Here is a 25,866-nt window from a genome sequence, read left to right on the forward strand (position 1 = left end):
GGACACCTCGCTCGTGCTCGGCTGTCATCGCTGTGTTGATTCGACCGACCTGCAAGCAGTCGGTCGCCTCTGATCGGTACCCGACCCCGCACCACTCATGGCATCGTGGAGGACAATCGCGTAACACCCTGGGCGTCATCGGCCCGGCGGCGGGGGATGGCATGGCGCAGGAGGCACGATGAGCGACGATGATCTATCCGCTCATCGGCAACCACCTGTTGATCGGCCCGACGGACCCCAGGCCCGCCGGGCGCCTTCGGCACCCTGGGAACGGCAACTGGCGCAGCCACCGGCAGAACCGGAGGACGCGGAGATGACACCCGACGAACGTTTCGGCAATTCGCCGCGCGTACCGCAGGTGAGTCGGCCGGGTCCGCCGCAGCGACCGGTGCCGCCACCGCGCCCGGCACCCCGTGCCTCGCGGCCGCCGACCGGGCCGATGGCACCGCCCTCGGGCGCATTGCCCAGGCAACCCCGGCCGGTACCCCGTCCTCCGCAATATCCGGAACCACAGCAATACCCCGAACCCCGGCCGCATCCGGGTCAGCAGGCACATCCGGGGCAGCGGCAATACCCGGCGCCGCCACAGCAGCCCGGTCCGGCCCGTCCGCGTCCGATGCCGCCCGGTCAACAGATACCGCCCGGTCAACAGATGCCGCCCGGTCAACCGGTACCGGGACCGCCGGGCGCACCGCCTCGTGTCCCGCCCCAGCGTTTCGCGCCGCCGCCGAACTACCAGCCGCCGCGACCGAGCTATCAGACTCCACCGCCCCAGCCCCCGGCGACGCGGCAGCCGCCGATCGAACAACAGCAACCTGTCGATCGCCGGCCACCTGTCGAACGGCGGCAACCGGTGGAACAGCCGCAACGTCCCGCTCCCAGGGAAGCGGCCAGGCCACGGACCCAGGAATGGCCCGCCGCACCCGCATCGGGCCCGGTAGCCACCGAAACCAAACAGAACGCGAGCTCGCGTCTGCTGCGCGACTCCGGATCGATCGCGATCGCCACCCTGATCAGCCGCGTCACCGGCTTCGGCAAACAGCTGCTGTTGCTGACCGCGCTCGGCCCGGCCGTCGCGAGTGCCTACACCTCGGCCAACCTGATCCCGAACATGATCACCGAGCTCGTCCTCGGCGCGGTCTTGACCGCGATGGTGGTGCCGACGCTGGTGCGCGCCGAACAGGAGGACGACGACGGGGGCGTCGCATTCGTCCGCAGGCTGGTCACCGCCGCCTTCGCGGTGCTCGCCGCCGCCACGCTCTTCGCCGCGGCGGCGACGCCGCTGCTGGCGACCCGGGTCTTCGTCTCCTCGGACGGCAAGGTCAATACCGAACTGACCACGGCGCTGACCTATCTATTGGTGCCCGCCATCCTGTTCTACGGCATGTCGGCGCTGCTCACGGCGATCCTCAATACCCGCCAGAACTTCAAACCCGGGGCCTGGGCACCGGTGCTGAACAACCTCGTCGTGCTGGTCGTGCTCGGTCTCTACGCCCTGACGCCGGGCGAGATCACCCTGGATCCGGTCCGGATGAGCGATCCGAAGCTGCTGGTCCTCGGCGGCGGCATCACCCTCGGTGTGGCCACCCAGGCGCTGAGCCTGCTGCCCGCGATCAAGCGCAATCAGATCGATCTGCGGCCGCTCTGGGGTGTCGACGCGCGACTCAAGCAGTTCGGCAAGATGGGTTCGGCCATCATCCTGTACGTGGTGATCAGCCAGATCGGTCTGATCGTCTCGAACCACATCGCCTCGACGGCCGATGAGGCAGGCCCGGCGATCTATACCAATGCCTGGCTGCTGCTCCAGCTGCCCTACGGCGTACTCGGTGTCACGCTGCTCACCGCGATCATGCCGCGGCTGAGCCGCAACGCGGCGGCCGATGACACCCCCGCCGTCGTGGACGATCTGTCCGTCGCGACCCGCTTGACGATGATCGCCCTTGTTCCGGTGGTCACCTTCCTGACGCTGGCCGGCCCGCAGGTCGGCGAGGCGCTGTTCGGCTATGCGCGGTTCACCGGCGACGCCGCGCGCCTCGGCGAGGCGGTGAGCTGGTCGGCCTTCACACTGATTCCGTACTCCCTGGTGCTCATCCATCTGCGCGTTTTCTACGCGAGGGAGCAGGCGTGGACGCCGACCTGGATCATCCTCGCCATCACGACGATCAAGATCCTGTTCTCGGCACTGGCACCCGCGCTGGCGAGCGACAGCGGTCAGGTCGTGAAGATCCTCGGTGTCGCGACCGGACTCGGCTTCCTGGCCGGTGCCGTCATCGGCGGCTATCTCCTGCACCAGAGCCTCGGCGATCTGCGCATGGTCAATGTCGGACGCACGGTGTCGCGCGTCCTGCTGTCCTCGATCGCGGGTGGCGCGGTCATGCTCATCGTCGACAAGGTGCTCGGACTCGACCGCCTCTCCGGCGGACCCGGCTCGCTGATCCGGGTGATCGTATCGGCCATCGTGATGTTCGCGGTCGCCTTCGGGCTGATGCGCCTGGCCGGTATCCCGGAGATCGTCGCGATCACCGTCGCCGTCTCCCGGCGCCTCGGCTTCACCCCGCCCGCCCCCGATCTCGATCTCGAGGGTCCGGTCGAGGACGAGTACGCGACACAGGTATTCCGGCGGCCCGAGCCGTATGTGGCATACCCTGGTTTCGACCCGTACATGGATGCCCAGACCATGGTGCTACCCGTGATCCGAGCTCATACCGTTGACAGCACCGGTATGGGTGAGTTCCCGTACCCTGTTCGGCAGAGAAGCACAGGTGGCGAGTTCGCCGGAACTTCGACATATCAGGGCGAAGGAGGAACGAGGGTGAGCGACGACGCGGCGCTGGGCGGCGTCCCAGCCGCCGAATCTGCTGCGACCAAGGCAGGCGGGCTCTCCACAGATGTTTCGCCCGCCGGGAAGGCCTCCGATCCCGCATACGCGAATCAGGGTGCCGACAACGGTCCGCCGGAGCACGATTCGGCGCCCGGATCCGGTGAGCAACCGCGGGAGGCCCCGCAGCGCGATCCGATGTACGACACCGGGATGATCCCCATCCCGCCGCAGCTACCGCCGATGGACGACGCGGGTCGAAGAACGCCGCGCGGCCCCAAGCTGATTCCGGGCGCTTCCGTAGCGGGCGGCCGCTACCGGCTGCTCGCGAGTCACGGTGGATCCCGCGGACTCAAGTTCTGGCAGGCGCTCGATATCAAGCTCGACCGCGAGGTCGCCCTCACCTTCGTCGACGCCGATCAGAAGGCGACCGACAACTCCGGTCACGATGGTCCGCAGGCCATCCTGTCGCGCACGCTGCGCCTGGGCCGGATCAACTCGCCGGGCCTGGCTCGCGTACTCGATGTGGTGCGTGGCAGCTCCGGCGGCATCGTGGTGGCGGAATGGACGCCGGGCCGCTCGCTGCGCGAAATGGCCGAGACGGTGCCGTCGCCGATCGGTGCCGCGCGTGCCATCCGGGCTTTGGCCTCGGCCGCCGAACTGGCCCATCGCGGCGGCGGTTCGCTGTCCATCGACCATCCGGACCGGGTCCGGATCAGTGCCACCGGTGATGCGGTGCTCGCGTTCCCGGGCACGCTGTCCGATTCCGACGCGCAATCCGATGTGCGTGGCCTCGGCGCCATGCTCTACGCGCTGATCACCGCTCGCTGGCCGATCCGCGCCGGTGGCATGACCGGTACGGCAGCGACGGTGGGCGGTTTGCGGCTGGCCGATTTCGGTTCCGACGGCACCCCCGTCGAACCGCGGCAGATCCGGCCGGAGGTGCCGTTCGAGATCTCGGCGGTCGCGGTCCGTTCGCTGGAATCGAATAAGGGCGTGCGCACCGCTGCGACCGTGCAGCATGTGCTCGAACAGGCCTCGGTGGTCGACCAGAAGACCGATTTCATCCCGGTGCTCCGCCTCGGTCAGCGTCCGTCGAGCGGTGCCGAGGAATCGCTCGCCGATCCGGAATTGCTTGCGGCGGAACGGGAACGCTCGCAGCGGATGATGTGGATCATGGTCGGGCTCGGCATTCTGGCCGCGCTCGTGGTCGGCATCATCATCTGGTGGATGGTCAGCGTCTTCGCGCCGACCGCCTCGGACGCACCGCTCAACGAGCAGCGCAATATCGGCCTCACAACAAACAGTTCACCCGCGCCCGCGCCCACTTCCGGTGGTACGACAGGGACGGCCGCGGGCGGGGTGCCGGTTCCGGTGACGAGTGTGTCGGTGTTCTCCCCGGAGGGCACACCGGACAATGTCAGCGGTACCGGTGCGGTGCTCGATCACGATCCGGGCACCGTCTGGCGCACCGATCAGTACTTCCAGCAGTTCCCGGCGCTCAAGAAGGGCGTCGGGCTGCTGGCCACTCTGCCGAGTCCGGCCAAGCTGACGAGCGTCTCGATCGAATCGCCGAGTACGGGCACCTCGGTCGAGATCCGCACCTCCCCGACTGCCTCGCCCACGTTGGACCAGACCCAGCTGATCGGCTCGGCGCGACTAGAGAACGGCATCACCGAAATCCCGGTCCGCGGTGATCAGGCTGCCCGCTATGTGCTCGTATGGATCACCGGACTCGGCAATTCCGGTGGCCAGTTCCAGACCTCGATCGCCGACCTGCGTTTCGACGCCGCGCCGTAAGCGCCGCTCAGCTCTGCCTCTCGCCGCACGTGTCCGCCCCGTGCTCATCCGCCTCCCCGAATCTTCAGGCCGTACAAGTAAGTGCCGCGACAGCTGCGTTCAGGTCCAGCGTCGCCTGCCTGGCTCGGTTTTGGGCGTCCCCGGCGAGTTACCCATGTACTTACGAAATCAGGCGTCACCTTCCCGCAGTCTCGGATCCGCTGTGCTCCAAGTGGTCTGGTTGCTGCCAATTCTTTACTGACGATATGATCTAGCCGCGCTCTCACTCAGGGGGAGCTCCCCGGGTTCTGGTTGTTCGATCCTGGATGCTGCGAAATTTCGATGGTGGTCGCTCGTGTCCGTCATCGCCGTGAGAGCTGTCCAAGGGGTTGGTTTTGCCGTCCGAACTGAACGAGGATTCCCACGGGGGGAAGTCGCGGCCTGTTGCGTTCCGCGAGCGTTCGTTCATCCCCGACGAGCTCACCGATGTCGAACTGCTGCAAGCCCATGTGCGCGGTCAGCGGCATGCCTTCGCCGAGCTGCTGCGCCGCCATAACGACCACCTCTGGCAGACCGCCCTGCGCACCTCCTATACCCGCGAGGACGCGGCGGATTCGCTGCAGGACGCCTTGCTCTCGGCACACCGCACCGCCGCCACCTTCCGCGCCGAGGCCGAGGTGCGCAGCTGGCTGCACGCCATCGTGGTGAACGCCTGCTTGGACCGGATCCGGCGCAATAAGACCCGCCGCGCGGTGCCGCTGGCGCCGGAGACCATGCCGGAACCCAAGGGCACCCGCGACGATATCGCCGAACTGGAAATGTCACTCGTCATCGACCGTGCGCTGTTCACGCTGCCGGAGGAGCAGCGGGCGGCGCTTGTCGCGGTGGAACTGGAGGGGCGTAGTGTCGCGGAAACAGCGGCACTGCTCGGCGTTCCGGAGGGCACCATCAAGAGCCGATGCGCGCGCGGCCGACAGCGGCTCCAAGAACGTTTGGAATTTCTGCGTGATCCGGGGAACCGGAAGTAGTCGAGATGCGTCATTAATAGTGACGGACAACCAGACGATGTACTGGCAGTGCCGCCCGCGACATGCGGGCGGCCATCTACTCGAGAATCCGGAGGTGCGATGGCGGCCCGATCCGATCCGCAGCCTCCGTTCTCACCCGAACTGCTCGCCGATCTACATGCCGACAATGTGGCACCGGAGCTGAGCGAGCAGCTGTGGCCGATGGTTCGCAAGGATCCGGACGCCCTGCGGTTCCTCAACTCGCTCGACGATGTCAGCGCCGAATTACGCGCACTCGGCCGGGACGAGCACATCATCCACGCCATGCCCGCCGATATCGCGGCCCGGCTGGAGGAGTTCGTCGAGGGCCTCGATGTGGCGCAGGAGCCCACCGAGCAGGTCGCAACCGTCCATCGGCTACCCTCCGCCACCACACGGCCGGAATCGTCGGTTGCCGTGTGGCCCGAATCCGCAGATGACGCAAAGCATCCCGGGCACGAGGCTGCCATCCCGCTGACGCGACGCGACACTCGCAGACTCCGCTGGGTCGCCGCTGCGGCCGCCGTGATCGCGGTGGTGGCCTGCGTGGCGGTCGCGGTGGACGCACTGCGCGGGCACGAGGTGGCCCCGAGCGCCCAACCGACCACCAGCAGCAATGTCCAACTCGGTGACGAACTCGACGCCACCGTCGCACTTAGCGCACTCGGTCGCAATGACGTGACCGGCGCACTCGGCACCCCGGCGGCCCTGAACCGCTGCGTCCACGCCAACGGCCTGGACCGCACCGTCCTCGGTTCGACCGACACCACCTTCCAGGGCAGGGACGCCGTGCTGATCCTGCTCACCGGCCCGCGTCTGCACAAGATCACCGCACTGGTCGTCGGAATCGGTTGCGGCGCCAGCGATCCGCAGCAGCTGGCACTCACCGACATCGGTTGACGAGTGGGCGACGTCACGTCGTGCGGTTGTCCCACATCACGTCGGGAACAACACCGTTTACCCTGTTGTTGACCGACACGTCTAACGAATCTCCCTCGGAAGGGTCACATGAGCAACGCAGTTCGCGACTTGATCATCGTCGGCTCCGGACCCGCCGGCTATACCGCCGCCGTCTACGCAGCCCGCGCCGAACTCCAGCCCCTGCTGTTCGAGGGCACCCAGTTCGGCGGCGCATTGATGACCACCACCGAGGTCGAAAACTTCCCCGGTTTCCGCGCCGGCATCATGGGCCCGGATCTGATGGAGGAAATGCGCGAACAGGCCAAGCGGTTCGGCGCCGATATCCGGACCGAGGATGTCGACGCCATCGATCTGAGTGGCCCGATCAAGACGGTCACTGTCGGCGATGAGACCTTTCAGGCCTACGCCGTAATCCTCGCCATGGGCTCGGCCGCCCGCTATTTGAACGTCCCCGGTGAGCAGAAGCTGCTCGGCCGCGGTGTCAGCGCCTGCGCCACCTGCGACGGCTTCTTCTTCAAGGGCCAGGACATCGTCGTGGTCGGCGGCGGCGACTCCGCGATGGAGGAGGCGACCTTCCTCACCAAGTTCGCCAGCACCGTGACCATCGTGCACCGCCGCGAGGAGTTCCGTGCATCGCGCATCATGCTGGAGCGCGCCAAGGCCAACGAGAAGATCAAGTTCGTGCTCAACGCCGAGGTCGCCGCGGTCAACGGCGATACCAGCGTGACCAGCCTGACACTGCGCGATACCCGTACCGGCGAGACCTCCGAACTGGCCGCGACCGGCCTGTTCGTGGCGATCGGACACGATCCGCGCAGCGAGCTGGTCAAGGATCAGGTGGAGCTGGACGACGAGGGCTACGTGCAGGTGCTGCATCCGTCGACCGCTACCAAGGTGCCCGGCGTCTTCGCCGCGGGCGATCTGGTCGACCACACCTACCGCCAGGCCGTCACAGCCGCCGGCACCGGCTGCCGCGCCGCGATCGACGCCGAGCGCTGGCTGGCCGAACAGGGTGACATCACCCCGAACACCCTGGATCACGCCGGCAACTCAGTTGCCGTGCCCGCCAACTGATCTCATCACTTTTTGCACTACAAGGAGATACCCATGTCCGAAAACACGGTCACCGTGACCGACGCGTCCTTCGCCGACGATGTGCTGCTCAGTGAGAAGCCGGTACTCGTCGACTTCTGGGCCGACTGGTGCGGTCCGTGCAAGATGGTCGCCCCGGTGCTGGAGGAGATCGCGGGCACGCACGCGGATAAGCTGACCGTGGCCAAGGTGGATGTGGATGCCAATCCGGGCGTCGCCCGCGATTATCAGATCCTCTCGCTGCCAACTATGATGCTGTTCTCCGGTGGCAAGCCGGTCAAGCAGATCGTCGGAGCGAAGGGCAAAGCCGCCCTGCTGCGTGAACTCGACGGCATCATCTGACGTATTCGTCAAAGAACGCCGTCAATCGACGACGCGCCGTAGGATGCCTGGACGCCGGGAATTGTCGTATTCCGGTCCGGGTCTGAGACAATCGACCGACCTCCGGTCGTGCGAGGGTGTGAGCCATCGCATGAGTGGGTACCCGGGTTGACGGAAGGAAAGGGCTCTCACGCATGCACCGACTTCGTCACGGCGATACCGGTCCAGCCGTCGCCGAGGTTCGGAGCACCCTGGCAAGTCTCGGGTTTCTGCATACGCACTCCGCCGCAACAGATCACGCTGATGCGCGAGAGTACTGGATGGACACCGACGCTTCCTTCGATCGCCAGCTCGACTCGGCGGTTCGCGCCTTCCAACAGCACCGCGGACTGCTGGTCGACGGGGTCGTCGGACCGGCTACCTACCGTGCGCTCAAGGAAGCCTCCTATCGCCTCGGTGCCCGCACATTGATCTACCAGCTTTCGGCGCCGCTCTACGGCGACGATGTGGCAACCCTGCAGCGCCGGCTACAGGATCTCGGTTTCTACGTGCATCGCGTCGACGGCTACTTCGGCCCGCACACCCATGAGGCGCTCACCGCATTCCAGCGGGAGATCGGCTTGGCGGCGGACGGCATCTGTGGTCCGGATACGCTGCGCTCGCTGGAGCTGCTCGGCGCGCGCGTCACCGGCGGCAATCCGCATCGGATCGCCGAGGAAGAGGTCGTGCACCGGGCCGGGCCGCAGTTGACCGGGAAGCGGATCGTCATCGATCCGGGTCTCGGCGGCCCGGACAAGGGCTTCGCGGTGCCGACCGAATACGGCGATGTCTACGAGTCGGAGATCCTCTGGGATCTGGCCAGCAGGCTGGAGGGCCGAATGGCCGCCACCGGTATGGAAACCTTCCTGTCGCGGCCGTGGGGCGCCAATCCGAGCGACGCCGAGCGCGCGGATACCTCCAATGCCTTCGACGCCGATCTGATGATCTCGCTGCGCTGTGCGACCAATCCGAGCCCGTCCGCCAATGGTGTCGCAGGCTTCCACTTCGGCAATTCGCACGGTTCGGTATCGATGATCGGCCAAGTGCTCGCCGGCTTCATCCAGCGTGAAGTGGTCGCGCGAACCTCGTTGCAGGACTGTCGAACTCACGCTCGCACCTGGGATCTATTGCGGCTCACCAAGATGCCGACGGTGCAGGTCGATATCGGTTATCTCACAAACGAATACGATGCTTCGGTACTCACGAACCCGCGGATGCGCGATGTGATCGCCGAGGCCATTCTCATCTCGGTGAAGCGGCTGTATCTGCTCGGCCAGGACGATCAGCCGACGGGCACATACACTTTCGCCGAACTGCTGGCAGAGGAATTGGCCGCAGCCGACCGGATGTAGTGAATTACCTTCTGGCTCACTAGGTTACGAACGACAAAATACTTCCGATACGAGTGCGCCCCTGCCGATCGCGGCAGGGGCGCACTGTTGCTGTATGCGGAATCTCAGGGTGCTCCGACACGGAAGGGGACCGTCAGGGAGGCGGCGGCGAGCAGCTGATCGAGCGCGCGCTCCACATCTTCCTTCCAGCCGTGATCGGAGTCGAGTTCCAAGCGCAGCCGGGGGAAGCGGTGGTGCGGCGCGACCACTTCGAAACCGACGTCCTCCAGGAAGTCCGCCTCGATCATGCAGGTCTCCGGCGAACATCCGGTCGCCTTACCGGCCGAGGCCGCATCCCGGACCGGTGAACCGATCCGCTCCATCAACCGCATCGAGCCGAGCGAACGATCCGACATCGCGGTCGCCGGGGGATCGGTGCGAATGCCGAAGGCCTCCAATGCGCGTACGCCACGACGCACCAGATCGGCCACCACAGCCGTCATGAGGCGGTGAGCTATGTCGGCATCCTGATACGGGAATTCGGACCGCAGCGTGGTCAGCAGGACCGCATCCGGGCTAACCGGCGATGTGGGGAACAGGCCGGCACGCGGTACGGCGCTCGGCGGCGAATACAGCGCACATCCCGCTATGTTGCCGTCCACGTTCGCGACCTGACCGCACGAACCCCACTCCAGCATGACCGTGGACAGCCAGGCCTCCTTCTCGAAGACCGGATCGCTGAATTCGCGGGAGGTCGCGGCCACGGCCGGATCGATCTCCCAGAACACGCAACGCCGCGCATGGGCGGGTAGCCTGTCGAGTCCACCCAAGGTTAGTGCTGTGACGCTGGTCGACACCGCTCTGCTCAGCCTCCAGCTATCCGATTCATCCACACTCACGCTGCATTCACTCGCCAGCAAGAATATGCGATCAAAGCGAACCCGCCTCATTCCACGTCGCTGTGCTGTTGGTAAGGAGCCCCTCCGTAGGCCGATTTTCTGCGCCGTCACAGTGACGTTTCGACGCCGAACACGTGCCTACCGGAAACACACGGCTATTTTTGCCACTTCTGTCACTTGCCGAGCTGCTGCTGCTCCATCATGCCTACGATGCGTTCGAGGTCTTCGACCGAACCGAATTCGACGACGATCTTGCCCTTCCGCTTGCCGAGGCTCACGGTGACGCGAGTGTCGAAGGATTCCGACAGCCGCTCGGCCACATCCTGCAGACCCGGCATATGAATCGGCTTGCGCCGGGGAGCAGGGGGAGCGGCCGTATCCGGATCCCGGTTCGCCAGGGTGACAGCTTCCTCGGTAGCCCGGACCGACAATCCCTCGGCAACGATGCGGGCGGCGAGTACCTCTTGGGCGTCGGCGCCTGCCTCGAGACCGAGCAGCGCCCGAGCGTGCCCGGCGGACAGTACGCCGGCCGCGACCCGGCGCTGCACCGGGATCGGCAGTTTCAACAGGCGAATCATATTCGTCACCACCGGTCGGGATCGACCGATTCGGGTCGCCAATTCCTCATGGGTGACATCGAATTCCTCGAGCAGCTGCTGATAGGCCGCCGCCTCTTCGAGCGGGTTCAGCTGCACCCGATGGATGTTCTCCAAGAGGGCATCCCGCAGCATCGCATCGTCCGCGGTCTCGCGGACAATGGCCGGAATCGCCGCGAGCCCGGCCTCTTGGCAAGCGCGCCAACGACGCTCACCCATGACGATCTGATACTTGTCGACCCCAGGCTCCAGCCGACGCACCACGATGGGCTGCATCAGGCCGAATTCCTTGATGGAGTGCACGAGCTCGGCGAGCGCCTCTTCCTCGAAGACGTGGCGCGGCTGCTTGGGATTCGGTTCGATCTGCTCCGGCGGAATTTCGCGATAGGACGCGCCGCCATCCGACAGCTGCTCATCGCTGGGGTCGGGGACCCGGTGCAGGAAGGCGGAAGCCGGTTGCGGTCCGATCGGATCGACGCCGATGACGACATTGGCTGCGGCGCTACCGAGTCCGGGTGCGGCACCAAGTCCCGGTGTGGCCGCCGGCCCCGTCGGAATCAACGCGGCAAGTCCGCGGCCTAGCCCGCCCTTCTTCGCCTGAGTCATCGGCTACCGACCCTTTCCTCGTTCGTCATTGCGCGCGCTCGGCAGCACCCGGCCGGATCACCGACCGGGAGGCCATCTCGCGACCGGCGTCCAGATAACTCATCGCACCCCGGGAGCCTGGATCATAATCGAGCACCGTCATGCCGTAGCCCGGCGCCTCGGAGACCTTCACACTGCGGGGGATGACCGACTTCAGCACCACATCGCCGAAGTGCCCGCGCACCTCCTCGGCGACCTGGTCGGCCAGCTTGGTCCGACCGTCGTACATCGTGAGAAGCACCGTCGACACGTGTAGTTCGGGATTCAGGTGCGCCTGCACCAGACCGATATTCCGGAGCAATTGCCCCACACCCTCCAGCGCGTAGTACTCGCACTGGATCGGGATCAGCACTTCCTTAGCAGCAACCATTGCGTTGACGGTGAGCAGACCGAGCGACGGCGGGCAGTCGATCATGACGTAATCGATGTCGTACCCGGCAATATTGGCCTCCTGGATGGCGGCCTTGAGCCGTCCCTCCCTGGCCACCATGGAAACCAATTCGATCTCGGCACCGGCCAGATCAATGGTCGCCGGGATGCACAGCAGACGCTCGCTGTGCGGGCTCTGCTGAATCGCATCCATCACCGACACCTCGCCGATGAGGAGCTCATAGCTCGACGGGACACCCGAGTGATGTTCGATGCCCAGGGCGGTGCTGGCATTGCCCTGGGGATCGAGATCGATCACGAGAACCGTCATCCCGGTATGCGCCAGGGCGGCCGCGAGATTCACGGCGGTTGTCGTCTTACCGACGCCCCCCTTCTGATTGGCGATGGTGATGATCCGTTGCTCGTGCGGTTTCGGCACTGTCACCTTTCCTGGATGCAATATCTGGCTTGCACGTTGGGCTTCGGCCGCTATCGGGGTCTCACTGGGGGAGATGTGCCCGAACGGTGTGCTTCCGAATGCCTCCGCATCCAAGGTGCTGGAGTCCAGCATCCCCGGCACGCGCGACGTTGTTTCCCGTGAAACATTCGCCGGACCGCTCGACATAGACAGCTCCTAACGCGAGAACCTCAGATCACGTGCGCCCGACCGAATTCGGCGCCGTGTCATCACTAGCTGTGTCGGATCGAACTTGATGCTCAATCGGGACCGCGGCGCTTGATCGACGAGCGGAGCTCTCGCCGCTGCGACAAACCCACATCCCTCCGTGGCACCAACGCTCACGCCCGACGCTCACTAGCTTGCCAGCACTCAGCGCGATTAGAAAGCTGAATCGCGGCATCGCGCAAAGGACACGCAAATCTGCACAGAATCACATCGCCGCGAACAAGATTGACGCATCCGATTCACCGTTTCACATGAAACATGAACTCCCGGAGCTACACCGAAGTTCTGTTTCACATGAAACATCGGATATGCCTCCGCGCCGCAGGTATCTCACGCAGGTCGCTCTCGTGTCCAATGAGCCTCGCGCAATGGGGATCATCGATTTCCCCATCCGGTGACACCGGATTCAAAACGTCACGTGAAGTTTCGGGTCGAAGTCTGCTGCGCTGCCGTCGCCCAGACGCCTTGTTTCACATGAAACATTGCCGCGAATCGAGAACTGCTACTTCGACTTCCGCGCCGACCTGCCAGCGCGACGCGACGGGCGCTCGGCACGCGGCAGCCGCTCAGCGCTGATCACCAGGGTGGGGGTCGAGACGAGTCCGGCACCGCATTCCAGAACGGTCGCATTTCCCGCGCCCGCCTTCGTCAAAGCCTCACCGTCGCGCTCGAGTTCCTCGGCCGCGCTGACTCCCTTCAGTGCGAGCATCCGTCCATGGTCGCGCAACAGGGGCAGGGACCACTGCGCCAGCTTCGCCAGCGGGGCAACCGCGCGAGAGGTCACCACATCCGCGCCGCCCGCTTCCTTCATCACGCCCGACTGCTCGGCCCGACCGCGTACCACGGTCACATCGAGTCCGGCCGCCTCGATGAATTCGCTCAGAAAGATGGTGCGACGCAACAGCGGCTCGACCAAGGTGATGCGGAGATCCGGACGCGCGATCGCCAATGGGATTCCGGGTAGTCCGGCGCCGCTGCCGATATCGACCACGGTGGTGCCCTCCGCCATCAACTCACCGACCACCGCACAGTTGAGAATGTGTCGATCCCATAGCCTCGGCACCTCGCGGGGACCGATCAGTCCGCGCTCGACACCGGCGGCGGCGAGGGCGGCGCAGTACCGACGCGCGAGATCTAGCCGGTCTCCGAAAACCACCGCGGCCGCGGCCGGGGGCTCCAGCTCATTCGGCAACGCGGTGATGCCACCGAGATCTCGTTCCACGTGAAACATCCTTCCGAAATCGAGTCGATAGTGCGGCAATGGGGCCAGGGCAGGGGAGCGCATCCAAGACATAAAGAGGGCCTCCGGTCCGAAGACCGGAGGCCCTAATCCAATCACAGCGCGCGATTCAGGCAGGCACCACGACAACGTGCCGATTGGGCTCCACGCCCTCGCTCTCGCTGCTGACACCGTCGACAGCGGCGACGGCGTCGTGCACGATCTTCCGCTCGAACGGAGTCATCGGCGTCAGCGGCTCCGGCTTACCGGATTCCAGCACTCGCTGCGCGGCGGCGGTGCCGAGCGCACTCAACTCCGAGCGACGCTTAGCGCGCCAGCCGGCTACATCGAGCATGAGCCGACTGCGCACGCCGGTGGCCTGCTGCACGGCCAGGCGGGTCAACTCCTGCAGTGCGTCGAGCACCTCGCCGTTGCGGCCGACCAGCTTCGAGAGATCCCGGCCGCCGTCGATGCTCACGATGGCGCGATCACCCTCGACATCGAGATCGATATCGCCGTCGAAGTCGAGCACATCGAGCAACTGCTCGAGGTAGTCGCCCGCGATTTCACCCTCTTCGATAAGAGCTTCCTCGGCATCGTTCGCGGCCTCGGTGGATTCGGCCCCCGCCTCGGCTTCGCCGTTCACCATCGTCGTCGTCGCCACAGTGGCGTCCCCTCCGTCGGTTTCAACAGTCATTTGATTTCCTTCGTCTGCTCATCGCGCGCGACCGGCGACCGGCGCCGATCGGAGAACGCGAACAGGGTTGCTCAGAGATCCCGCAGGCGCGCGATGTGTCAGCGCCGTCGCTTCTGGTTGGGTCGCCCACGGTTGCCCGGTCGCTTCTGCCCGCCCGAGCGCCGCTGTCCCGCCTTGGTCGGGGACTTCGCGGTGCCGTTCGTCGACGGCGGCGCGTCAACCGCATCCACGGCGGTATCGGCATCCGCATCGACGGGCGTCGCGTCGGAAGGCGACTGCTTCTTCTTCACATTGACCGGTTTGGCACCAGGCTTCGGCGCGTTCTGTGCGCGCTGCTCCAGCTTCTGCTGCTTCTTTATTTCCTCTTCCTTCGCCATGCGGCCGAAGACGAGGTGCTGCTGTCCGTAGGTCCAGATGTTATTGGACACCCAGTAGAGCAGGATGGCGATCGGCAGGAAGGGGCCACCGACCAGCACGCCGAGCGGGAACACCCACAGCGCGAGCTTGTTCATCATGGCCGACTGCGGGTTGGCCGCGGCCTCCGGACTCTGCCGGGCAACCGAGGCGCGCGCGTTGAAATGCGTCGCCAGACCGGCGATCACCATCAGCGGGATGGAGACCAGCGCGATGCTCAGCTTGGTCGGCACGCCGCCGTAATCAGCGAAGGCCTGCAACTGGCTCGGCGGGCTGGTGATGTAGGCCGAGATGGGGGCGCCGAAGATACGGGCGCTCAGGAAGGACTGGACGTCGGTGGCGCTGAAGACATAGTTCGGCGTATGCGCATTGTCGTAGGCCGACATGCTGAGCTGGCCGATGCCGGTGCCGGTGCGGTTGAACGAGCGCAGCACATGGAACAGCCCAAGGAAGACCGGCACCTGCGCCAGGATCGGCAGGCAGCCCATCAACGGGTTGAAGCCGTGATCCTTCTGCAGCTTCTGCATCTCGGTCGCCATCTTCTGGCGATCGTTCTTGTACTTCTTCTGCAGCTCCTTGATCTGGGGCTGCAGCTCCTGCATCTGCTTGGTGGTGCGCACCTGCTTGACGAACGGCTTGTAGAGCACCAGGCGCAACGTGAATACCAGGAACACCACCGCCAGTGCCCAGGTGAGTCCGTTGTCCGCGCCGAACGCGAACCCGAAGACCCGATGCCAGAACCAGAGGATCCAGGACACCGGATAATAAATGAAGTCGAGCACGGCTCTATGCACTCCCGTCGTTCGTATCGCCGATCACCGCGCGCGGTGATCCTTTACAAGCGTGTGGCGCCGACTCCTGCTGGCCGGCGGCTGACTCGTTCCGTTCGCGTGTTTTTCGCTCCGGAACGGGATCCCACCCACCAGGGTGCCAGGGTGCGCATTTCGCCAATCGCACGACCGTCAATCCGAGGCCGACGAACAGGCCACGGGTGCGTAACGCGGTCACCGCGTACTCGCTACAGGTCGGGGTGAAACGACACACCGGCAGGCGCATGGGGGAGACATACGTCCGGTAGAGCTCGATCAGGAAGATCACCGTGTTCGCGGGTAGCCGAGCAACGGTGGAACGTGCACTCATCCCGCACCGGCCACGGTAGCCGATGGGCGGACGATATCGAGCTTGCGCAGCGCGCCACGCAGCTGGCGGAGCAACTCCGTCGCGTCGGCGGTGGCGGCGCCGGGCAATGCGCGGATCACGATGTCGGTATTTGCGGGCAGCTCGGCGATCACCTGACCGCACATATGACGCAGGCGGCGGGCGACGCGGTGACGAATCACCGCGTTGCCCACCGCCTTGCTGACAATCAATCCGAACCGCGGACCGCCCACGCGGACCAACGATCCGGCCTCAGCCGCATCGCTTCGTCGTCCACTCGCGCCCATAGTTCCGTCATACCCGTGCACGAGCGCGTGTACGACCAGATCTCGCCTCCCGATTCGCTGGCCGCGGCGCACCGTCCGGGAGAAGTCGGCACGATGATGCAACCGATACGGCTCAGGCAACACCCGAGCGTCCGAGAGCGAGGATCAGGCAGTGAGGGACTTGCGGCCCTTGCCGCGTCGCGCGGAAACGATGGCGCGACCAGCGCGGGTGCGCATCCGGAGACGGAAGCCGTGGACCCGCGCCCGACGACGGTTGTTCGGCTGGAACGTCCGCTTGCCCTTGGCCACGGTCAACACTCCTCGAGTAGGTGGGCGCCGTTCGGCGCCCAAAGCTTGTTGGTGATACGTCTTTGCGCGATGAATCGCGAGGTGGTCATCATCGATGCGCGTCGGTCCTGGCGCACGAGGTCGATATGACCTGACACGGTCAGCACAGGACCGCCACCGCACCAAGGGGTGACTGTACGAGGGTACTGATCGGCAAAGTGCGGGTCAAACTCGGCCCACCGGTCATGCGGCCTGCATGGGAACGCTGCACCGGAGTCACGCATCCTGGGTATAACCGTGAGTTCGTCCACACCCCTAGCCGTGGACCGGTGCACCGGCTAGCGTATGTAGCCAGAAGATTGCTGTAGAATCGCAGGTCCAGGCCGTATAGCCGCGAAGCGCAACCTTGTTTCACATTTCCCCAGGGTTCTCCACATCTGTGGATAATTGTGTGGAAAGACCCCTGGAGTGGCATATTCGTAGGGCCGACGGTGCCACGCCGCGGCCCGGATGGGGGACCCGGGCAGCGTCCGAACCGGTTACGGACGTACGCGGAATCACAACATCGACTCAGCCACGGCCGATACTCCGCAGGCTCCGACCGTCTGCTCCTATCGCCTACTTCCGGGGAGGAAACTGCATGGACGACGAGCAGAACGTGTTGGCCACCGTGTGGCCGGAGGTGGTCGCCGAACTCACCACCGGCTCGGCCGATGGTGCCATCCCGCCAGTGTCCCGGGCACAGCAGGCCTGGCTCAAACTGGTCAAGCCGCTGACCGTGGCGCAGGGATTCGCATTGCTCTCGGTGCCATCGTCGTTGGCCCAGGAGGCCATCGAACGCGATCTGCGGGAACCCATTCTGCGCTCGCTCGGCCGTCGTCTCGGTCCGCAGGTCGAGGGCCTCGGCGTCCGGATCGCGGCGCCGGCGACGCAGCCGACCGAACGCCCTGGCAATAATCCCCGTCACGCGCGCATGACGAGTCGGCCCGAGCGTGGCCGCGACAGCGGTCGCGGTCCGGCGGGCTATCCCGCCCCCGACTATCCCGGACGCAACGACTACGCCCCGCCGCGTTATGCACAGCCCAACGATTACCCGGCGGCGCCCGAATACTCGTCCGGACCGGAGTACTCGGCGGCACCCGACTATGAGGCCGCACCCGAATACGCGGGCCCACCCGAGTACCTGCCGGTGCCCGGATACGAAGTGGCGGGGGAGTACCCGACCGACGAATACCCGAGCCGCGGCGAATATCCGAGCCAGACCAATGGCGAACGGCATGAGCCGCCCGCGACTCGCCGCGAATCCGGACTCCCGCCGCGACGCGATTCGGTGCCGCCCGGCCAGGAGTCTCTGTTCAATCCGGAGCCGACACCGGAACCGGTGCGGGCGCAGAGCCGTGCGCCGATGCGGGAGCCGGTATCGGCACGGGAATCCCGGCCGGGCACCGATCCGGCCATCGCGGCCGCGCACGAATCGGTCCGCGAGCCGATCTCGGACAACTCGCACGACAACGAACCCGTCGTCAATGTCCGTAATTCGTGGCCGACCTACTTCACCAAGTCGCAGGAGAATCCGGCGCCGTCGAATTCCTCGGCGAGCCTGAATGCCAAGTACACCTTCGAGACCTTCGTCATCGGCGCGTCCAATCGCTTCGCGCACGCCGCGGCCGTCGCGATCGCGGAGGCGCCCGCGCGCGCCTACAACCCGCTGTTCGTCTGGGGCGCCTCGGGTCTCGGCAAGACCCATCTGCTGCACGCGGCCGGACACTATGCCCAGCGGCTGTTCCCCGGCATGCGGGTGAAGTACGTATCGACCGAGGAATTCACCAACGACTTCATCAACAGTCTGCGGGACGACCGCAAGGTGGCATTCAAGCGCCGCTACCGCGAGACCGACATTCTGCTGGTCGACGACATCCAGTTCATCGAGGGCAAAGAAGGTATCCAGGAGGAGTTCTTCCACACCTTCAACACCCTGCACAACGCCAACAAGCAGATCGTGGTGTCCTCCGATCGGCCGCCCAAACAGCTGGCCACACTGGAGGAACGGCTGCGGACCCGGTTCGAATGGGGCCTGATCACCGATGTGCAGCCGCCGGAGTTGGAGACGCGCATCGCGATTCTGCGCAAGAAGGCGCGGATGGATCGGCTCGACGTGCCGCACGACGTGCTGGAACTGATCGCCAGTCGGGTCGAGCGCAATATCCGCGAGCTGGAAGGTGCGCTGATCCGGGTGACGGCCTTCGCCTCGCTGAACGGCCAGCCACTGGATCTGCCGTTGGCCGAGGTCGTACTGCGCGATCTCATGCCGGATACCGCGACGCTGGAGATCAACGCGGCGACGATCATGGCCGTCACCGCCGAATACTTCAACACCACGCTCGAGGAGCTGACCGGGCCGGGTAAGGCCCGGCCGCTGGCACAGGCCCGGCAGATCGCCATGTATCTGTGCCGGGAACTAACGGATCTATCGCTACCCAAGATCGGCCAGGCCTTCGGTCGCGACCACACCACGGTCATGTACGCGGAGAAAAAAGTGCGCAAGGAGATGACCGAGCGGCGCCGCGTGTACGACCAAGTACAAGAACTAACAGCCCGGATTAAACAGCGTTCGCGCTGACCGGGCACTAACACCTCAGCACCGCCCCTGACCTGGGGCGGTGCTTTTTTATGCCCTGTGGAGTCCTCGAGGAATTCTTGTGGAGTCCTCGAGGAAACTCCGAGTTGTGCACCGGTTCGTCCACAGGCTGTGCGGATGATCGTGGATCCATTGCTAACAGGTGTGGAATCAACAGAGTCCACAGCCGTATCCACACACAGGCTCTGACCAGCGACGGGCTCGGTCAGCGGCTTGGGGAATCCTCGAGGAGTCCATGTGGAGTCCTCGAGGATTCCTCGAGCTGTCCACGATTCGGTGCACACGTGTGAACAACCTGGTGAATCAGGTGGAACAACTCGAGGAGCGCTCGAGGATGAATGGGGGACAAACCCGCAACGTCCACAACCCCCGTCCGTTCATCCTCGAGTCACCCAGCGGTCATCCCCACCGCACCACGCCCCCGGACCTGCGGATTCGGCCGCAGTCCACAGATTCCACAGTGCCTACTACTACTTCAGTTCTTCTTCTAGAAGATCTCTCTTGAAAACAGGATGTGTGGAAAGTCGATCGGTGAGCATCGGCACCCGAGCCACTCGCCGAGACAAGCAAGGAGAAGAGGGGCGACACATCCGCGCGATTCACCCGCACCTGTTCTCCTTGCTCGATATTTCGCAGCACGGATCGTGTTCGCTACACAGAACAACCGGAGGGTCGGACTAGGTTCAGCTGGTCCGGACGAGTACGGTTCAATGTCGGTCGCCTATGCCAGACTTGCAAGGCGGCAGGTGCAGCACCCCCTTTCGAGAATCAACGCTGACGAAGCCGACAGAGATCACGGAACCGGGAGAGGACAGAACGGGCGATGGAGCTGGCGAGTATGAAATTTCGGGTCGCCCGAGAGGATTTCGCCGAGTCCGTTGCATGGGTGGCACGCAGCCTCCCGTCGCGGCCTCCGGTCCCGGTACTCGGCGGCGTACTGCTCGTGGCAGGCGAGGACGGACTGACCGTCTCCGGCTTCGACTACGAGGTCTCCGCGCAGATGCGCGTCGCGGCCGAGGTCGCCGGACCCGGCGAGGTGCTCGTCTCCGGCCGACTGCTTGCCGATATCACCAAGGCGCTGTCCAATAAGCCCGTCGATGTCGCCATCGACGGCACCCGCGTGCTGATCACCTGTGGCAGTGCGAAGTTCTCGCTGCCGACCATGCCGGTCGAGGACTATCCCCAGCTGCCCGAGGTGCCGCAGCAGACCGGCGAGTTGAGCGTCGATGTCTTCGCCGAGGCGGTCGGCCAGGTCGCGGTCGCCGCCGGACGCGACGACACGCTGCCGATGCTCACCGGTATCCGAGTCGAGATCGAGGGACCGCAGGTCGTGCTCGCGGCCACCGACCGATTCCGGTTGGCGGTCCGGCACATCGAATGGCAGCCCACCCGCACCGATATCGAGACCTCGGTGCTGATTCCGGCCCGGACACTGTCGGAGGCCGCGAAGACGCTGGGTCCCTCCGATGCTCCCGTACAGCTTTCGCTCGGCACCGGCAGTGGTGCGGACGGTCTGCTCGGTATCGTGAATGCGGGCCGCCGGACCACCACCCGGCTGCTCGATGCGGAATTCCCCAAGTTCCGCCAATTGCTCCCCAAGGAGCACACCTCGATCGCGACCCTCCCGGTCGCCACACTGACCGACGCCATCAAGCGCGTCGCGCTGGTCGCCGAGCGCGGTGCACAAGTGCGGCTGGAATTCACCGACGAGGGGCTGCTGCTCTCGGCGGGTGGCGATGACGCGGGTCGCGCCGAGGAGTGGCTGGAGGCCGAATTCCGCGGTGAGTCACTGACAATCGCGTTCAATCCGGGCTACCTCATCGACGGACTCTCCGCGCTGCACGCCGATCGGGTCACCTTCGGCTTCACCACGCCGAGCCGTCCCGCGGTGCTGCTGCCCGCGAGCGACGAGGAACTCAAGGTGACGGAGTCCGGTGCGTTCGTCGCACTGGAGAGTCCGTACATCTACCTGTTGATGCCGGTTCGGTTGCCGGGCTGAGCATCGGCGGCGATGCGATTTATCCACAGTTCGTCCACAGACAGTGGATGGACCACAAGATGTTGTGGTTTGCGCCCGATTCGTCGCCAGCAGCGGCAGAAAACGGCGATGACGACGGCCGGAGCGGAGTAGACGGGTGTTCATCCGGACGCTGTCACTGCGCGACTTCCGCTCCTGGGAGCACGCCGAGCTCGAATTATCCCCAGGCCGAACGGTTTTTCTGGGGGCCAATGGCAACGGCAAAACGAACCTGCTCGAGGCGGTCGGCTACCTCGCCACCCTGGGCTCCCATCGGGTCGCCGCCGACGCACCGCTGATCCGTATCGGCACCGAACGTGCCAGGATCGGCGCGACCGTCGTGAACGCGGGCCGCGAACTGCGCATTGATCTCGAATTGAACCAGGGCGCCGCGAATCGGGCGCAGATCAACCGATCTCCGGTGCGCAGGCCGCGAGAAATCCTCGGCATTCTGCAGACGGTGCTCTTCGCACCGGAGGACCTTGCCCTGGTCCGCGGCGATCCGGGTGAGCGGCGGCGCTTCCTCGACGAGTTGTGCACAGCCAGGTTGCCGCGGCTGGCCGCCGTGCGCGCCGACTACGACCGGGTGCTGCGACAGCGCTCGGCCCTGTTGAAATCCGCTGGGCGCCAAGCTCGCTCGAAGGCAGAACTCAGCACCCTGGATGTATGGGACGGGCATTTGGCGGCGCACGCCTCGGTGCTGCTCGCACAGCGACTGCGCCTGGTGCACGATTTGTATCCCTATCTCGCACAGGCGTACTCGTCGATCGCACCCGAATCACGCCCCGCCGCAATCGGCTACCGCAGCGCGAGCCTGCCACCCGAGTTCCTGGTTCCGGCGCGCGCACCGCAGCCCGATGACGTCGAGGCGCTGGAGGCGAATATGCTGCGCGAACTGGCGGCGGCGCGGCCGAAGGAATTGGAGCGGGGGGTTTGTCTGGTCGGCCCGCACCGCGACGATCTGGATCTGATGCTCGGCACTGCCCCTGCGAAAGGCTTTGCCAGCCACGGTGAGTCGTGGTCGTTCGCACTGGCGCTGCGGCTGGCGGCGTTCGAACTGCTGCGCGCCACCGGCGCCGAACCGGTACTGCTGCTCGATGACGTATTCGCCGAACTCGATCGCCGCCGACGCACGGCGCTCGCCGAGGTTGCGGCCGGTGCCGAACAGGTGCTGATCACCGCCGCGGTCCCCGAGGATGTGCCCGTGGAACTTTCCGCGGTTCCGCTCCAAGTTGAAACGAACGGCGGTGCGGACGGCCGCGTCTCCCGAATCGCCGACCGGGAATCCGACGCCGCCACCGGTTGATCGGGCACCGTCGGATGCCTGTCGTGTCGGTAAGATCAGCGCCGATTCCAATGCGACGCGTCGGCAACCAACGCGCGAACGGCGGCGGGGAGAGAGGCGGACCTCGTGAGCGAGCGTCAGCGAGTGAACCATCAACACAGCGCGCAATCGCGCACGACGAAGCCGAGCGCCAGCGAGGCGAAGTCGTGAGCGAGCGTCAGCGAGTGAACCATCAACACAGCGCGCAATCGCGCACGACGAAGCCGAGCGCCAGCGAGGCGAAGTCGTGAGCGATCCGGCAGCGTCGAATGCTTCCGCATCCGAGCCGGAACCAGAGTTGCGCGGTATCGATCTGGCGCGGCGTGCGCTGGAGGAGGCGCGGGCTGCCGCCAAGGCGAGCGGTAAATCGGTGGGGCAGGGCCGGGCATCGCCGCGTCGGCTGCGCACCGGAGCCCGCCGTCGCACCGGCTGGTCCGGCGCGCGGCCCGATGACCGTGACCCGCAACCGCTTTCGAGCCTGGCGGGCGCGATCGCGAAGAATCGGGGCTGGTCGGCCAAGGTCGCCGAGGGCATGGTCTTCGGCCGCTGGGCCGGTGTGGTCGGCGAGGACATCGCCTCCCACGCGACCCCGATGACATTGAAGGACGGCGTGCTGAGCATCGCCGCCGAGTCCACGGCGTGGGCCACCCAGCTGCGCATGCTGCAGGGGCAGATCCTGGCGAAGATCAATGCGGCGGTGGGACAGGGCGTGGTCACATCGTTGAAGATCACCGGTCCGGCGGCACCGAGCTGGCGCAAGGGTGAGCGGCACATCAAAGGCCGAGGTCCACGGGACACCTACGGATAAGCGACAGTCCGACGGAAAGATCAGTTTCACGTGGAACGCTGCGGCCGTCGTGCGCGAGTCCGCCACGTAGGCTGAACTATGCGCCGGCCACCCGCGCACCAGGCCCCGATTACGGCTCCGCCACACAGGCAACTCTCAGGCCGAATCTGATGGACTCAAAGGGGTTGAAGGCGGAGCCGACCCGTGGTCGACCGATTTCTCGCATCCACGGAGCCGTCAGGGGTGTCGTAGGTGCATTGTGGCTTGGGTCTACCAGTAGGATGGTGGGGTAACTAGCGGCGAACCTTTCGGCGCGTTCCGTACAGCTCGCGCGTGGACCCGTATTTCACGACAAGAATCAGACCGGGCCCACGCGTGCTGTCCGACCGCTGCGCCAGGGATCAGCAAGTAAGGAGAGCTACCGACCAGTGGCTGCCATGGACTCCAACGCAGACGGCTCGAACAAGCCCAAGTCAGGCAATTACGGTGCCGAATCCATCACCGTCCTCGAAGGTCTCGAAGCCGTTCGCAAGCGGCCCGGTATGTACATCGGCTCCACGGGTGAGCGCGGTCTGCATCACCTGATCTGGGAGGTCGTCGACAACTCGGTCGACGAGGCGATGGCCGGATACGCGACGCAGGTGGATGTGACCCTGCTGGCGGACGGTGGCGTCGAGGTGATCGACGACGGCCGCGGTATCCCGGTGGCCATGCACGCCCAGGGTGTGCCCACCATCGAGGTCGTCATGACCCAGCTGCACGCCGGCGGCAAGTTCGACTCCGATTCCTATGCGGTGTCGGGCGGTCTGCACGGTGTCGGCATCTCCGTGGTGAACGCGCTCTCCAGCCGCCTCGAGGCGGATGTGGACGTGGACGGGTACCACTGGACGCAGGAATACAAGGATTCCAAGCCCGGCAAGCTGATGCAGGGCGATTCGACCAAGCGCACCGGCACCACGATTCGCTTCTGGGCCGACCCGAATATCTTCGAAACCACCACCTACAACTTCGAGACGGTCGCGCGCCGCCTGCAGGAGATGGCATTCCTGAACAAGGGCCTCACCATCACCCTGACCGACGAGCGGGTGGCCGAGAGCGACGTCATCGACGAGGTGGTGAGCGATACCGCCGAGGCGCCCAAGCATGCCGATCCGGATTCGCCGGAGGCGCCGGTCGTGCACAAGGTGAAGACGCGGACCTATCACTACCCCGGCGGTCTCGAGGATTTCGTCCGGCACATCAACCGGACCAAGCAGCCGATCCACAATTCGGTCGTCGGGTTCACCGGCAAGGGCACCGGGCACGAGCTCGAGGTCGCCATGCAGTGGAACTCCGGCTACTCGGAGTCGGTGCACACCTTCGCCAACACCATCAACACCCATGAGGGTGGCACCCACGAAGAGGGCTTCCGCGCGGCGCTGACCACGGTGGTCAACAAGTACGCCAAGGACAAGAAGCTCCTCAAGGAGAAGGATGCCAACCTCACCGGTGACGATATCCGGGAGGGCCTGGCCGCCATCGTGAGTGTGAAGGTCAGCGAGCCGCAGTTCGAGGGCCAGACCAAGACCAAGCTCGGCAACACCGAGGTGAAGTCGTTCGTGCAGCGTGCCTGTAACGAGCACCTCTCGCATTGGTTCGAGGCCAACCCGGCCGATGCGAAGACCATCGTCAACAAGGCGGTCTCCTCGGCACAGGCCCGCGTAGCCGCGCGCAAGGCCCGCGAGTTGGTGCGTCGTAAGAGCGCCACCGACCTTGGCGGGCTGCCCGGCAAGCTGGCCGACTGCCGCTCCAAGGATCCGAGCAAGTCCGAGATCTACATCGTGGAGGGCGACTCCGCCGGTGGCTCGGCCAAATCCGGCCGCGACTCGATGTACCAGGCGATCCTGCCGCTGCGCGGCAAGATCATCAATGTCGAGAAGGCCCGCATCGACCGCGTCCTCAAGAACAACGAGGTCCAGTCGATCATCACCGCCTTCGGCACCGGCATCCACGACGAATTCGATATCGCCAAGCTGCGGTATCACAAGATCGTGCTGATGGCCGACGCCGACGTGGACGGCCAGCACATCTCGACCCTGCTGCTGACGCTGCTGTTCCGCTTCATGCGGCCGCTGGTCGAGCACGGGCACGTGTACCTCGCGCAGCCGCCGCTGTACAAGCTCAAGTGGCAGCGCTCCGAACCGGAGTTCGCCTACTCCGATCGCGAGCGCGACGGCCTGCTCGAGGCGGGTCTCGCCGCGGGCAAGAAGATCAACAAGGACGACGGTGTCCAGCGCTACAAGGGTCTCGGCGAAATGAACGCCAAGGAGCTCTGGGAGACCACCATGGATCCCTCGGTGCGGGTACTGCGTCAGGTCACCCTGGACGATGCCGCCGCGGCCGACGAGCTGTTCTCCATCCTGATGGGTGAGGACGTCGAGGCACGTCGCAGCTTTATCACCCGCAATGCCAAGGACGTTCGCTTCCTCGACGTGTAACCGGCGTGACGCGTATTCCACGTCCGGTGCCAAAGGAGAC

Annotated in this window: 20 protein-coding genes; 11 read left to right on the plus strand and 9 right to left on the minus strand. The window is 65.3% G+C overall.

Translation table 11 applies throughout. The annotated features are described in order from the left end of the window. Positions 1-178 precede the first annotated feature (178 nt). The 6 genes from ACZ60G_RS22065 (at position 179) to ACZ60G_RS22090 (ending at position 9,368) form a co-directional block, all read left to right on the plus strand. On the plus strand, positions 179-4,618 hold the full coding sequence (locus ACZ60G_RS22065; RefSeq protein WP_465811913.1) for a murein biosynthesis integral membrane protein MurJ: 4,440 nt from the start codon (positions 179-181) through the stop codon (positions 4,616-4,618). A 446-nt stretch (positions 4,619-5,064) separates the two neighbouring features. Continuing rightward, positions 5,065-5,625, plus strand: a complete 561-nt coding sequence (gene sigM / locus ACZ60G_RS22070) for an RNA polymerase sigma factor SigM (RefSeq protein ID WP_465812144.1) — start codon at positions 5,065-5,067, stop codon at positions 5,623-5,625. Positions 5,626-5,724: 99 nt separating this feature from the next. Then, the gene (locus tag ACZ60G_RS22075; RefSeq protein WP_465811914.1) at positions 5,725-6,543 is read left to right on the plus strand and encodes a hypothetical protein; all 819 of its coding nucleotides are present in this window, start codon (positions 5,725-5,727) and stop codon (positions 6,541-6,543) included. Between the two features lie 108 nt (positions 6,544-6,651). Next, positions 6,652-7,638, plus strand: a complete 987-nt coding sequence (gene trxB, locus ACZ60G_RS22080) for a thioredoxin-disulfide reductase (protein WP_465811915.1) — start codon at positions 6,652-6,654, stop codon at positions 7,636-7,638. Positions 7,639-7,671: 33 nt separating this feature from the next. Then, positions 7,672-7,998, plus strand: coding sequence for a thioredoxin (gene trxA / locus ACZ60G_RS22085; protein WP_062981517.1), 327 nt, complete (start codon positions 7,672-7,674; stop codon positions 7,996-7,998). 173 nt (positions 7,999-8,171) lie between these two features. Continuing rightward, positions 8,172-9,368: an N-acetylmuramoyl-L-alanine amidase gene (locus tag ACZ60G_RS22090; protein ID WP_387287062.1), complete on the plus strand. Its 1,197-nt coding sequence runs from the start codon at positions 8,172-8,174 to the stop codon at positions 9,366-9,368. A gap of 104 nt (positions 9,369-9,472) precedes the next feature. On the opposite strand, the gene ACZ60G_RS22095 is transcribed toward ACZ60G_RS22090, so the two are convergent. From ACZ60G_RS22095 to rpmH, 9 genes are all read right to left on the minus strand, one after another. Further along, a complete protein-coding gene (locus ACZ60G_RS22095; protein WP_327094816.1) occupies positions 9,473-10,204 on the minus strand; it encodes a GNAT family N-acetyltransferase in 732 nt (243 codons plus the stop codon). A 215-nt stretch (positions 10,205-10,419) separates the two neighbouring features. Continuing rightward, complete coding sequence (locus ACZ60G_RS22100; RefSeq protein WP_433523708.1) at positions 10,420-11,448, minus strand: ParB/RepB/Spo0J family partition protein; 1,029 nt, start codon at positions 11,446-11,448, stop codon at positions 10,420-10,422. 25 nt (positions 11,449-11,473) lie between these two features. Further along, positions 11,474-12,427, minus strand: coding sequence for a ParA family protein (locus ACZ60G_RS22105; protein WP_245720979.1), 954 nt, complete (start codon positions 12,425-12,427; stop codon positions 11,474-11,476). Between the two features lie 616 nt (positions 12,428-13,043). After that, the gene (gene rsmG, locus ACZ60G_RS22110; protein ID WP_465811916.1) at positions 13,044-13,772 is read right to left on the minus strand and encodes a 16S rRNA (guanine(527)-N(7))-methyltransferase RsmG; all 729 of its coding nucleotides are present in this window, start codon (positions 13,770-13,772) and stop codon (positions 13,044-13,046) included. A 118-nt stretch (positions 13,773-13,890) separates the two neighbouring features. Further along, entirely contained in the window at positions 13,891-14,409 is a 519-nt protein-coding gene (locus ACZ60G_RS22115) for a Jag family protein (RefSeq protein WP_465812147.1), read from the minus strand. A 146-nt stretch (positions 14,410-14,555) separates the two neighbouring features. After that, a complete protein-coding gene (gene yidC, locus ACZ60G_RS22120; protein WP_465811917.1) occupies positions 14,556-15,653 on the minus strand; it encodes a membrane protein insertase YidC in 1,098 nt (365 codons plus the stop codon). Between the two features lie 4 nt (positions 15,654-15,657). Continuing rightward, positions 15,658-16,011, minus strand: a complete 354-nt coding sequence (yidD, locus tag ACZ60G_RS22125; RefSeq protein ID WP_465811918.1) for a membrane protein insertion efficiency factor YidD — start codon at positions 16,009-16,011, stop codon at positions 15,658-15,660. Beyond that, positions 16,008-16,439, minus strand: coding sequence for a ribonuclease P protein component (gene rnpA / locus ACZ60G_RS22130; RefSeq protein ID WP_465811919.1), 432 nt, complete (start codon positions 16,437-16,439; stop codon positions 16,008-16,010). The genes yidD and rnpA overlap by 4 nt, the downstream gene beginning before the upstream one ends. Before the next feature lie 21 nt (positions 16,440-16,460). After that, positions 16,461-16,604 carry a 50S ribosomal protein L34 gene (gene rpmH / locus ACZ60G_RS22135; RefSeq protein WP_083898281.1) on the minus strand — a complete coding sequence of 48 codons (144 nt, stop codon included), beginning with the start codon at positions 16,602-16,604 and terminating at the stop codon, positions 16,461-16,463. 619 nt (positions 16,605-17,223) lie between these two features. Here rpmH and dnaA point away from each other — a divergent pair. From dnaA to gyrB, 5 genes are all read left to right on the plus strand, one after another. Next, positions 17,224-19,203, plus strand: a complete 1,980-nt coding sequence (gene dnaA / locus ACZ60G_RS22140; RefSeq protein ID WP_465811920.1) for a chromosomal replication initiator protein DnaA — start codon at positions 17,224-17,226, stop codon at positions 19,201-19,203. 841 nt (positions 19,204-20,044) lie between these two features. Continuing rightward, positions 20,045-21,220, plus strand: a complete 1,176-nt coding sequence (dnaN, locus tag ACZ60G_RS22145; RefSeq protein ID WP_465811921.1) for a DNA polymerase III subunit beta — start codon at positions 20,045-20,047, stop codon at positions 21,218-21,220. A gap of 136 nt (positions 21,221-21,356) precedes the next feature. Continuing rightward, entirely contained in the window at positions 21,357-22,544 is a 1,188-nt protein-coding gene (gene recF / locus ACZ60G_RS22150; protein WP_465811922.1) for a DNA replication/repair protein RecF, read from the plus strand. Between the two features lie 265 nt (positions 22,545-22,809). Continuing rightward, a complete protein-coding gene (locus ACZ60G_RS22155) occupies positions 22,810-23,370 on the plus strand; it encodes a DUF721 family protein (RefSeq protein ID WP_465811923.1) in 561 nt (186 codons plus the stop codon). 416 nt (positions 23,371-23,786) lie between these two features. Continuing rightward, entirely contained in the window at positions 23,787-25,826 is a 2,040-nt protein-coding gene (gene gyrB / locus ACZ60G_RS22160; protein WP_465811924.1) for a DNA topoisomerase (ATP-hydrolyzing) subunit B, read from the plus strand. Positions 25,827-25,866 lie beyond the last annotated feature (40 nt).

It is taken from the genome of Nocardia sp. NPDC102475, assembly GCF_055584605.1.